Here is a 12012-nt window from a genome sequence, read left to right on the forward strand (position 1 = left end):
ATGAATTGTAGTAATAAATTCAAATTGACCGCCATTGCGATGATGGTTGGTACCACAATGAACGCACAGGCGGCATTGTATCAAGTGGTTGAGGTTTCACCTCAGGATCATGGTTCAAACGGTGACTACCAAACGGCTTACGGCGTTGCAATTCAGCAAGGTGATGCGGGTACAGATCCTTCAACAGGTTCCCCTTTCGCTTTGGGCTGTTTTGATGCAGCAGCAAACTGTACACCAGACCAATTTAAGCTTGCGATGGAAACTCGCACAACACCGATTTCAGCGACACAAGCCGTGGATGGGAACAGCTATCGTGAGGAAATTCCATTTGGATTGGACGCGGGCTTTTATTACATCCAAGAACTCAAAGATTTTGAACGTTACTGTTATAACCAGCTTCGCTATTCTACTTGTGACTCTTGGGCTTCTGTAAACTGGACCCCATGGAACAAAGAGCGTAGTAAAGACTTTACTTCTAATGCGTTAGCATTTGTAGAAGGCGATTCTGCTGCTTATAAAAATGAATATAACAATGTTATCAATCAGCTTACCGAAGATGGTGCAGCTGTCGGTAATCAAAGTAAAGTCAGCAGTGAAAACCAGTCGACACTGGAAACAAGAAATACAGTCGTAGCACCTATTGAACCAAATTTTGTTACAGGTGATAACGACGCAAGCGTTGTGCAAAGCCACGCTTGGAAAACCGATGGCATTTTTACCGTTGGTAGTGTATCTCGAACGGCAAGCAATACCAATGGCGCTCACCACACATCGAAAGCAGCTATTTGGGATCAAAGTGGAACCGTCAGTGAGTTGGCTTGGCCAAGTGGCACATCTAAAGATGGAGAAAGACTGGCTCAAGGAAGCATGCGTGACCTTGTCACAGATGGAACAACGGTTTACGGCGTGGGTTACAACACATACAGTGATGATAACTATCTGAATGCTACTGTTTTTGTCGGAACCCTAGAGGCAGAAGGTAGCGTTGAAAACGCAACTTGGAAAAACAAAGTTGTTGTAGGAGCGAGACAGCGTGAGGGCGATGATACGGTTCATACAAACTCACGATTAACCGATGTTAACTCAAATTTTGTTGCTATTGGTGAAGCAAAACGTTCAGGTGGATACTTAATGCCAACGGGTTCTGCTCCAAATCGTCTCTTTATCGTAAATGATGTTCGTAAGGATTCTATCAACGCTTTTTACCCAAGTACCGGAATTTTCTTCAGCGGTGCGGGCGGTAAGATGGGCGGGATCAACTCTTACAATGAAATTGTCGGACAGCTCGATGCGGAAACGACGCGTGAAGACGATGGTAAGCCACGTCGTAAGCGCGGTTTTATCTACCCATATAGTGTAGGTGGTGAGACTAGTGAACGTGCTTCAACACTATTTAATGGAAAAGCTTGGTTCCTAGATAGTTTGACTAATGGCGGTGACTACTCTGAACAAAACAACCAGTTCCGTATTCTTGACGCAACCGATATCAACGATGCAGGTGTGATTTCTGGTACCGCGATGAAATGTGCTGGCGGTTACAGTACAACAGCAAACAACGCGACATGTAGTTCTGATGAGCAAATCGTAGCTGTAAAATTGGTGCCTATTGCAGGTGCGACTGAGAAGGACATTGTGTCTCGAAGCGTTGACTCAACGACAACAGAGCGTCAAGGTGCAGGCCTTGGTTGGTTAGCTTTGACCATGCTTGGATTGTTTGGGTTCCGTAGAAAATAGTCAAAAATCGTCAGTAATTTTTAAATCAAGCAGAGGCTCACACATTTGAGCCTCTGCTTTTTTTATGCCTTGAGAAATCACTCAACTTGATCGATTCTTATAAGTGGAGTCATAAAAACTCCATCAAAGTTTCACAATAACAGCTGTACGTTAGTAAATGGACCTGTATGAGGAATTAACTATGAAGAGACAAAAGCGTGATCGCCTAGAACGAGCTCAATCTCAAGGCTATAAAGCTGGGTTGAATGGAAGGTCTCAAGAGGCTTGCCCATATCAACAAGTTGATGCTCGGTCGTATTGGTTAGGTGGTTGGCGTGATGCCAGAGATGAAAGACAATCTGGTCTCTACAAATAAACTCTCCACATACAAAAAGAAGGATTCGAAAGGGCTCTGCGGAGCCTTTTCTACATTTATAGACTAGGCAAACAAAAAGGCCCCTAAATAGGAGCCTTTATAAATCGATTAAAGTCGTGATTAGAAGTTTGAAGTGTCTTGGAACAAACCAACTTTCAAATCTTTCGCAACATAGATTTCTTTGCCATCTACGCATACACGACCGTCAGCCAAACCCATTACTAGTTTACGATTTACGACGCGTTTCATATGGATTTCGTAGGTTACTTTTTTCGCCGTCGGTAGGATTTGGCCTGTAAACTTCACTTCACCAACACCTAGAGCGCGACCTTTACCTTTACCGCCAACCCAGCCAAGGAAGAAGCCAACAAGTTGCCACATCGCGTCAAGGCCAAGGCAGCCAGGCATTACTGGATCACCAGGGAAGTGGCAATCAAAGAACCACAAATCTGGAGTAATATCCAATTCCGCCAAGATCAAACCTTTACCAAAATCGCCCTCTGTCTCAGACATTTTAGTAATACGATCCATCATTAGCATGTTTGGCGCAGGAAGCTGAGGGTAACCTGGTCCAAATAGCTCACCTTGGCTAGAAGCAAGTAGATCGTCACGGTTATAAGAATCACGTTTGTTTTGCATTATCAATTACTCCAATTTTTGATAGCTGCATCTTAGTGAACACGTGTACGCTAAACAACTCCGATCAGTACTAGACAAACCAGTTTTTGATGCGCTGCACAATTCCTTCTGGATGCTCATGTCTTTCAAAGTTTTCAATACGTTCCGCTATTTTGCCAATAATGCTCTCGTCTTCGCCTCTAAAAGGTTTATTCATAACAATCGGAATAGCTTCATCTACCGTAGAGACGGACCAAATATGGAACTCACCATTTTTAATGCTTTCTATTACATCTTTATGTAATGCAAGGTGTTTAAGGTTTGATTTCGGCATGACAACGCCTTGATTTCCCGTAAAACCCTGATGTTTACAAACCTGATAAAAACCTTCAATTTTCTCGTTCAAGCCACCGACTGCTTGCACTCGACCAAACTGATCGACGGCTCCTGTAACCGCAACTTGTTGATTAATTGGAGATTCAGATAACGCACTCACCAAGCAACAAAGTTCTGCGAGAGATGCGCTGTCACCGTCAACTTCACTATAAGACTGTTCAAATACAATCGAGGCAGAGTAAGGCAGTGGTTCATCCAGTTTTAGAGCAGAGCTTAAGAAAGCTTGCATAATCATCATGCCTTTCGCATGTAGATTGCCTCCAAGCTCAGCTTTGCGCTCAACATCGGAAACATCGCCATCACCAAAGTGAATTACACACGATATTCTGGCAGGCTCACCATAGCTGACAGGGTGTCCAGCCATATCGATGACGGTTAGGCCATTGATTTGACCAACTTGTTCCCCAGTTGTCTCAATAATGACTTGTCCATCTAAAATATCGTACACGGCACGCTGAGGAAGATAGGATTCGCGATAATACTTGTCGTCAATCGCTTTATCTAATGACTCGTAATCTAATGTTTGGCCATCACTGAACTGGCTGGCAAGTGTTAGAAGTTGAGAATGCCACATTACACCTAACGGCAAATAATGTTGATCTTCAGTAAATCTCATACCAGCTAGCAACAGTCTTCTAAAGCCACATTCCGTTAAGTGAGGCAGCTGATATTGAGAACATATCCAGTTCACCAAACCAAAGTAATCTGTCAAATTCTGCTCTGACAAATGAATATCTTCTTCAACTTCGGTATACATGGCAAAGCCTGAACAAAAGTCCTCGTCGATATATTCTAGCTCTGCTAACTGACTTCTTTCCCCAGTTACAATCAGTTTTACATCATAAGCTTTAGATGGCGGTACTGAAGTAGGTAAGCGAGTAGGGCTTAGGTTCAGTGGCTCGATAAGGTTTTGTTGAATTGCAGACTTTATATTCGGCCAAAGTCCCGGGTTAGCCAGAATGAGATTAGCAGGTACAATCAAATAACCGTCGTCAGCTTGTGAAATCAAGCCAGGTTGGAAGGCAATATCACCACTTACATCAACACTGTAACGGTCAAATAAACGTTTGGCATCAAGTGATTCCGACAAAACAATCGCAGCGTTAGAATGACTCTGAAGAGCTTTACTGATGAACTCTCTATAGACAGAATTATCGACGCAGTTAATGAGTAGCACGCGTGTCAATCCCGACATTTTGGAAAAGCGAGATATCGTTGCCGACATCCTCGGTTGAAGATCAGTAAAAGACTTCTTTGGTAACGAAGGTGCAGACTTTAAAAGTGCTTCGTACTGCTCAAGTGAAGGTGTTACGTCTTGCCAATTAAGTTGGTTCATTAAAATTCATCGTAATTCAATCTTGCCGACATTATAACGAAATGGACTATAACACCCTAGCACCAATTTGGTTCGCTCACGGCATTCAACACTCAATGAACAATACTTAGACAAATGAGTGATCAACATCGATACTTCTAAGAGTTTTATTTGCCCAAGTAAATTATCTGGGTTACGCTGTCACTAGGTTATGTTTATGGGTCGGAATAAATGAAATATCAGCAGCTTGAGAATCTAGAGTGTGGGTGGAAATGGAAGTATCTCATCAAGAAATGGAAAGATGGTGAAGCGATTACCCGACATATTGATACAAGTGAAGCAGATGCCGCGGTTGCAGAGCTAAAACGCCTTGAACACGAACCTACGCTTGTATTAGCTTGGATAGAAAACCACATGTCAGAAGAGTTGGACAACAAACTCAAGCAGGCTATCCGAGCGAAAAGGAAGCGTCATTTCAATGCAGAGCAAGTCCATACAAAGAAAAAGTCCATTGACTTAGATTATCGAGTTTGGGAAAAGCTTTCTAGCAGAGCAACCGAGCTCGGTTGTACATTATCTGACGCAATTGAATATCTACTTTCTGAAGCATCGAGAAGTGAAAAAGCGAGTCAAAAAGTTACCTCGATCAAAGAGGATTTGAGTAAATTGCTATCTAGCTAGGATAGGGAGTGCCAAATGTTATATGTAATCTTAATTGCTGCCATCGTAATCTTTTGGTTGATCGCAGTTGATAGACCAGTGCTAAAAGTAAAGTTTGATAACGGCCATATCAGTAACGTAAAAGGGCATCTACCACCTTCTTTCAAACATAACTTACAAGATATTAGTGAACACAATCCGTTTAGTGGTGAAATGAAGGTATATAGCCAACGAACCGGCATGCGTTTGAGCTTTTCCAAGGACGTTCCCAAAAAAATCCAACAGCGGATTCGCAACGTTTTTCCGCATCAAGGTTTCAAAGCGAGCAAAGGCAAGAAGCGAGCTTAATTACATATCAGTTACTTAATCGTGTTAAATGGGACGCAATATAGCGTCCCATTTTCGTATCTATAGAAAAATTATTTATCATTGATTAATCAATAAGATAAACGGACTTAAACTATGCGATACGTTGTAACTTTAATGATCTTTCTCTTTGTAAGTGCTTCAGCTTTGTCTGACGACTCGGAAACGAATCCATTGGCTAAAAAGATTAAAACTAAGATTCAAAGGAAAGCAGACAATAAATTTGATGACTACCAAGGTTATTGTGATGTCATGATAGAGATGGAACACAAAGGTAAAAAAGCAGTAATAAAAAGAGTAACCAGTAGTGGTGACAAAAAAGTTTGTCGGTATGTAAAATCCAACTTAAGGAAAGGAAAACGCTATCGTTATAAATATCCAGAAAAGTATATTCGGCTTCATATAGCCACAGGTTCGTGATTGCAATGTTGATTAGAAGCACCGGACAGCAAGAGCGCAAAGCTTTCAGACTCGATGAACTAGATGAAAATGAAGTGGCTCTCGTGTAATTGGTTGGGAATGCAGGCTAGGTGAGATAAACCAATCAACTCGAAATGATAATCTGCAGATAAAATCAGTATGGGAAGGAATTGCAAAAAAGTTAATGGGCTCGGATTGTCAGGAATCTCAATGGCTTGCACTGGATTAGCTGTCGTGATTACAAGTCCACAGGAACCACTATTACAGTGCGCATTATATGTGTTATGTTAAATTGAATATGCTCGTACGCCAAATGTTGCCAATGAGTACTCCTAATTCCCCTGTCGATTTGAAATTTAAGGTCTCTATCATAACCATTAAACATAATGGCTATTTACCATAAAATACTTAATATAGATCTTAATAATCTATCGATTGTTAAGATCTATATTAATGCTTTTTCTACTTACAGAAATGGCTGTATAGCTTCAAAGATATCTTGTCTTCGAACTGGTTTGGAAATGAATCCATCCATACCTGCGTCAAGGCATTTATCTCTATCACTTTCTAGCGCATGAGCGGTTAATGCGATGATTGGAGTCTTGAAGCCTTTATCTCGGATAAGCCTTGTTGCAGTAATCCCATCCATTACTGGCATCGAGACATCCATAAGAATCAGGTCGATTAAATCCTCATTTTCCTCTAAGAACGTTAATGCTTCTGCTCCATGACTTGCGATATGAACATTATGACCAAGCTTATTTAAAATAAGCTTTATTACAAACTGATTCGACTCGGTATCTTCGACTACGAGAAGATCCATCGCTTTTATTGGTTGGTTGTTTTCTATTTTAACTGGACGATTTTGATTGCACCGAGTTAAAACGGGAATCTTAATAGTAAATGTTGAGCCGACATGCTCGTCACTTTTAACGATAATCTTGCCGCGCATCATTTCAACTAAATGCTTGGTTATTGCTAGCCCTAGTCCTGTACCACCAAAGCGTCTCGTGATGGAACGATCACCTTGATGAAATGCCGTAAATAGATGTTCTTGCTTGGCTTTAGATATACCAATTCCGGTGTCTGATATTGAAATTACAAGCTCGGAGTCTTGCTCAGATACTGAAACTTTTACTTCTCCTTCATCAGTAAACTTTATTGCATTCCCAATAAGATTAAACAGGATTTGAGATAATCGCGTAGAGTCAATCCAAAACTGTTTGTCGGTAGTTACCATGCAATTGAGTTTAAATTGAAGGCTCTTCTTCTTAGCTATTTGTTTTTGTTGAGAAATAACAAAAGTGACAGTGTCTCTTAAATTAACCCACTGCTCATTGAGTTGAAAGCGACCTGATTCAATTTTTGAGAGGTCAAGGATGTCGCTGATAATCGCGAGAAGCAACTCCGCTGAGCATTCCATTTGGCTCAGGGCATCGATTTGCTCTTCTGATAAGGTGGATTGTTTCAGAATATCGAGCATTCCAAGGACGGAATTTAGAGGGGTTCTAATTTCATGACTCATCATCGCTAAGAATTCTGACTTTGAGCGATTTGCAAGCTCTGCTTCTTCTCTTGCTTTAGCAAGCTGAGTTGTTCGCACTTCAACAATACGTTGTAACTTCTCTTTGGTCTCAATATCGATGACAGCCCTCTCAATTAAAGGCCGAAAGCGTCTTAAGGTTTCCTTATTTTCTATGCTAAAGTGCCCTTTCTTAGCACCAATAAGTAAGATGACCGTTTGTGTTACTTCTGAACGTATGCCCGTTAGGACTACCGAGTTTACATGGCTTTTTATAAAGCTGTTCAGGTTAATAAACTCCGCAAGCCTATCTGGTTCGAACAGCAGAATACATTCGCCATTCAGCGCCCTCTCAGATGCGTTACCGTGTAACCAAGATATGTTATCAAATACACTATTTGTCGATATCAACGTTTTGAAGGGGTACCTCTCATCATCACGAGTTAGAACGATAAAATCATCAAAGTTGATGTACTTCTTAAGGACATTATTTAATCCCGTAAATATCTCGTGCCGGTTTTTTGCTTCACTCATCGCGGATATCGCTGAAAGAATAGCTTTATTCTCATCGGCGAGCAGTCGCTCTCTTTGCCTAGCCTGTTTTAGTTCGACTAACGCTTCTTGCAGCGCTTCCTGTTGGTATATGTCTAAGTATTTATCTTTCATAAGGTTTATGGAATATCGCTGATGAAATCATCAGGTTTCCATGTCCATTCTCACCACCAATAAATCTACCTTGCTCACCAAAAGTAAAAGGGCAAATAAAAGGTAACTGTTCTAGTTCTTGGTTAATTTGTTCACAAACGCTATTCATGTCTTGCATTAAGTGCAACATAGGACCTGCGCAAAAGATGTTTATCACCCCAATTTTTCGAGATTCTTCTAATTTTTGATTAAAGGCTGCATTTACAACTTTAGCGGCGCGTGCAACGAGGTGTTCTCTGCTTCCTTTCATTAAAGTGAGTTCATCACCCTCTTCTATTCGTGTAAATAGCTCAATTCCTCCATCTCGCGTCTCACGAATTGGATGGGACAATTTGTAATATGGACGCTCATAGAGGTGGCCAGCGACACGCCCTAGTGGATAAGCACTCGAGTTTGTAAATAGCAGGTTGTTTTTACCTACTTGGTTATCTTGATGGTTTGTCCACTTTCTATAAACATTGAGGGCCGGTTCGTCATCAATTTCTAGCAAGCACCTATCGTTAGTTTTGGTTGCAACCCCTTTGATATTGGTTGGAGTGTGCCCAGCACTAAAAGCAATATCAACAGGCTGTGAGGAGTAAAATAATGTCAGACTTAAACCTGCAGTTTGAGATCCTTGGGTGGTAATGACAGACCATTTTCCCGTGATATGATTATCAGCGGCTGAACCACCAATAATTGGGATCAGCGTACCAAACCTTTCATCTATAGATGCAATGATTGATTCCTCTTGCCCTGGAGTTGCATGAAGCAGTATTAAGTTTGGCACTTCTCCTACGCGGTTAGCGTTCTCAAGAGCCATATCTAAGGCTCTAGTTACACTGTCACCTGAATCATAGTTAGAAATACCAGTGCCATAAGCATGAGGGCCTGAGTCATAAATTGCGAGCGCCGCAATCACTGGGCCCGAATGAAACCCCTGGTCTGTCATTACTGCTTGGCATGAACTGGCGCCATGAAAAGGCACACCGGGAAAATGCTCAAGAAACGCTTCTCGAATTAACTCGAAGTCGTACTCTTCCGTGTAGTAGCACATCACGTAAGACAAGTTCTGTTGTGTCAGTTCGGACCTAAGCGTTTCTATCGCTGAGTCTTCATCTTTAATATGAGTAAAAACTGATTGGCAATGCATACGATTTTATAATTGGGTATCACTCTGCTGTTATACCATTCCAACCAATTTTCTCTAGGTAAGAAGGTGAAAATTTCATTAAGAAGTTGCGATTATCTCGTGACAGATCGTATTTATAATTGAACTACAACAATGTTTTCGCCTTTTTTAAAGGTGATTTTTTTTGATTCAGGCATTGTGTCCCATTCTATTTTCTTATGCTCTCGATCGAGATTGATAAATTTGCCAGATTGATTTGGATCAATTTTTAGAGTGCTACTTTTTATCGTTTCGAGCGAAATTCCCGTTGAGTCACGATTAATTGTGATTATTTCACCTTCAATTGTTACATCGCATCGTTCTTTTTGTGAACAGTCAATGCTAGTAACGCTCTCGTGTGTAAAGGTACGCCAGAAAAATGCGCTTATTAACACACTGAGCATGATTAAGATTTGTGCAAGTCGCGCCTTTGTTAACTTTTGTGCAGGCATAATTACTAATATCCTTGTTACAAACTTCAAACTTTTTAAATAAAAAATGATTTCCAGGGGGCCAGTAAGGTTACTACCCTGTCATTGAATTGTTAATTCAAGTATAGTGTCACGCTGAAAATGCCACTTTTTATTAAAGTCAGCAATGGAAATAAGGTGATGATAACACTTGAATTCTAGAGTTTACTTGGGTGGTGTTACGACGCAAGTCGTGTTGGAAGTAAAAGTGTAGTTAATTAGAAATTGGAAGCATGCAAATGAGCCAAGTAAAGCAGCTTGAACAAAACTACAACTATACAGTCGTTCGCCAATTTACCCTTGTGACCATTTTATGGGGCATAGTTGGTATGGCTGTTGGTGTTTTGATTGCCGCTCAATTAGTTTGGCCACAGCTAAACTTTGATACGCCGTGGTTGACGTACAGTCGCTTACGTCCACTGCATACTAATGCGGTAATTTTTGCGTTTGGTACCAGTGCTCTGTTCGCAACGTCTTATTATGTTGTACAGCGCACATGTCAAACACGTCTTTTTGGTGGCCCACTCGTTGCCTTCACCTTTTGGGGTTGGCAAGCAATCATCCTGGCAGCAGCCATTACTTTGCCTCTCGGTTTAACATCGGGTAAAGAGTATGCTGAGCTAGAATGGCCTATTGATATCGCAATTGCGCTAGTATGGGTATCATATGCGGTGGTGTTCTTCGGCACACTGGTGAAACGAAACACGTCACACATATATGTGGCAAACTGGTTCTTCGGTGCCTTTATTATCACAGTAGCAGTACTTCACATCGTGAACAGCATGGCTATTCCTGTGTCACTTGGTAAATCTTACTCGATTTACTCAGGCGCAGTGGATGCGATGGTTCAGTGGTGGTATGGACACAATGCGGTAGGTTTCCTACTCACCGCTGGTTTCCTAGGCATGATGTACTACTTCGTTCCTAAACAAGCTGAACGTCCTGTTTATTCTTACCGTCTATCTATCGTTCACTTCTGGGCGCTTATTTCTCTATATATTTGGGCAGGCCCTCACCACCTTCACTATACAGCGCTACCGGACTGGACTCAGTCTCTAGGTATGGTGATGTCGCTGGTTCTATTTGCTCCTTCTTGGGGTGGTATGATCAACGGTATTATGACGTTATCTGGTGCATGGCATAAGCTTCGTTATGACCCTATCCTACGTTTCCTAATCGTTTCTTTGTCATTCTACGGTATGTCTACCTTTGAAGGTCCAATGATGTCGATTAAGACGGTTAACGCACTTTCTCACTACACAGACTGGACCATTGGTCACGTTCACTCTGGTGCGTTAGGTTGGGTTGCGATGGTCTCTATCGGCTCTGTATATCACTTGGTACCCCGCCTATTTGGCCAAGAACGTATGTACTCTGTTGGTCTAGTTAATGTGCATTTCTGGCTAGCAACAATCGGTACCGTTCTTTACATCGTTGCGATGTGGATCTCTGGTGTAATGCAAGGGCTTATGTGGCGCGCGGTTAACTCTGACGGTACGCTAACTTACAGCTTTGTTGAGTCTGTAGAAGCGTCTTATCCGTTCTACTTTGTACGTTTCCTAGGCGGATTTATCTTCCTATCTGGTATGTTCCTAATGGCATACAACACGTACAAAACGGTAAGTGCACCTAAAGAAAGCCTAAAAGCTATCCCACATCCGGCATAAGGAGATTTAAGAATGAGTAATAATTCTAATAATCGCCACGAAATCTTAGAACGTAATGTCGGTTTGTTGGCTATTTTTATCGTGTTTGCTATCAGCTGGGGTGCTCTTGTAGAGATCACTCCTCTGATTTTCCAAAAGCAAACGACTGAACCTGTAGAGAATCTGCGTGCTTACACTCCTCTGGAGATGGAAGGTCGTGACATCTACATCCGTGAAGGTTGTAACGTTTGTCACAGCCAGATGGTTCGTCCTTTCCGCTCAGAGACTGAACGTTACGGTCACTACTCTGTCGCCGGTGAGAGTGTTTGGGAACACCCATTCCTTTGGGGCTCTAAGCGTACAGGTCCGGATTTAGCTCGTGTTGGTGGTCGTTATTCTGATGAATGGCACCGCGTTCACCTACTAGATCCTCGTGAGCTTGTGCCTGAGTCAAACATGCCAGGTTTCCCGTGGTTAGCTGAAAACGTTTTAGACGGTAAGCTAACGCAGAAGAAACTTGAGCTATTTCGTGATCAGTTCGGTGTTCCATACACTGATGAAGAGATCGCGAATTCGGCTAAAGAAGTAGAAGGTAAAACAGAGATGGATGCAATCATCGCTTACCTTCAGTCTCTTGGTCATGCAATGAAGTAAG

At 41.8% G+C, this 12012-nt stretch carries 13 protein-coding genes; 8 read left to right on the top strand and 5 right to left on the bottom strand.

The features are described 5' to 3' along the window. Positions 1–1734: a DUF3466 family protein gene (locus EX191_RS02570; RefSeq protein WP_193447075.1), complete on the top strand. Its 1734-nt coding sequence runs from the start codon at positions 1–3 to the stop codon at positions 1732–1734. 181 nt (positions 1735–1915) lie between these two features. Continuing rightward, positions 1916–2089 (top strand): ribosome modulation factor, encoded by a 174-nt coding sequence (gene rmf, locus EX191_RS02575; protein ID WP_005377453.1) that lies wholly within the window; start codon positions 1916–1918, stop codon positions 2087–2089. Positions 2090–2209: 120 nt separating this feature from the next. On the opposite strand, the gene fabA is transcribed toward rmf, so the two are convergent. Continuing rightward, entirely contained in the window at positions 2210–2728 is a 519-nt protein-coding gene (gene fabA, locus EX191_RS02580) for a bifunctional 3-hydroxydecanoyl-ACP dehydratase/trans-2-decenoyl-ACP isomerase (RefSeq protein WP_005396499.1), read from the bottom strand. 70 nt (positions 2729–2798) lie between these two features. Next, positions 2799–4439, bottom strand: coding sequence for a S16 family serine protease (locus EX191_RS02585; RefSeq protein ID WP_053807435.1), 1641 nt, complete (start codon positions 4437–4439; stop codon positions 2799–2801). A gap of 210 nt (positions 4440–4649) precedes the next feature. On the opposite strand from EX191_RS02585, the gene matP reads away from it, so the two are divergent. The 4 genes from matP to EX191_RS23155 all read left to right on the top strand — a co-directional run bounded on the left by matP (position 4650) and on the right by EX191_RS23155 (position 6155). Then, the gene (matP, locus tag EX191_RS02590) at positions 4650–5099 is read left to right on the top strand and encodes a macrodomain Ter protein MatP (protein ID WP_053807434.1); all 450 of its coding nucleotides are present in this window, start codon (positions 4650–4652) and stop codon (positions 5097–5099) included. 15 nt (positions 5100–5114) lie between these two features. Then, the gene (locus tag EX191_RS02595) at positions 5115–5426 is read left to right on the top strand and encodes a DUF3634 family protein (RefSeq protein WP_005396496.1); all 312 of its coding nucleotides are present in this window, start codon (positions 5115–5117) and stop codon (positions 5424–5426) included. 114 nt (positions 5427–5540) lie between these two features. Continuing rightward, on the top strand, positions 5541–5864 hold the full coding sequence (locus tag EX191_RS02600) for a hypothetical protein (protein ID WP_104971713.1): 324 nt from the start codon (positions 5541–5543) through the stop codon (positions 5862–5864). A 210-nt stretch (positions 5865–6074) separates the two neighbouring features. Continuing rightward, positions 6075–6155: a DUF3693 domain-containing protein gene (locus EX191_RS23155; protein ID WP_414718280.1), complete on the top strand. Its 81-nt coding sequence runs from the start codon at positions 6075–6077 to the stop codon at positions 6153–6155. A gap of 175 nt (positions 6156–6330) precedes the next feature. Here EX191_RS23155 and EX191_RS02610 read toward each other — a convergent pair whose 3' ends face one another. From EX191_RS02610 to EX191_RS02620, 3 genes are all read right to left on the bottom strand, one after another. Then, positions 6331–8052, bottom strand: coding sequence for an ATP-binding protein (locus tag EX191_RS02610; protein ID WP_193447076.1), 1722 nt, complete (start codon positions 8050–8052; stop codon positions 6331–6333). Continuing rightward, a complete protein-coding gene (locus tag EX191_RS02615) occupies positions 8042–9223 on the bottom strand; it encodes an FIST signal transduction protein (RefSeq protein WP_193447077.1) in 1182 nt (393 codons plus the stop codon). Before EX191_RS02615 ends, EX191_RS02610 begins: the two co-directional genes overlap by 11 nt. A gap of 113 nt (positions 9224–9336) precedes the next feature. Beyond that, positions 9337–9693 carry a hypothetical protein gene (locus EX191_RS02620; protein ID WP_193447078.1) on the bottom strand — a complete coding sequence of 119 codons (357 nt, stop codon included), beginning with the start codon at positions 9691–9693 and terminating at the stop codon, positions 9337–9339. Positions 9694–9950: 257 nt separating this feature from the next. Between EX191_RS02620 and ccoN the strand changes: the two genes are divergently transcribed. Together ccoN and ccoO are read left to right on the top strand one after the other, a co-directional pair. Beyond that, complete coding sequence (gene ccoN, locus EX191_RS02625) at positions 9951–11378, top strand: cytochrome-c oxidase, cbb3-type subunit I (protein WP_005396488.1); 1428 nt, start codon at positions 9951–9953, stop codon at positions 11376–11378. 12 nt (positions 11379–11390) lie between these two features. Then, the gene (gene ccoO / locus EX191_RS02630) at positions 11391–12011 is read left to right on the top strand and encodes a cytochrome-c oxidase, cbb3-type subunit II (RefSeq protein WP_005377475.1); all 621 of its coding nucleotides are present in this window, start codon (positions 11391–11393) and stop codon (positions 12009–12011) included. Position 12012 lies beyond the last annotated feature (1 nt).

This window comes from Vibrio chemaguriensis (genome assembly GCF_012275705.1).
GTDB classification, from domain to species: domain Bacteria; phylum Pseudomonadota; class Gammaproteobacteria; order Enterobacterales; family Vibrionaceae; genus Vibrio; species Vibrio diabolicus.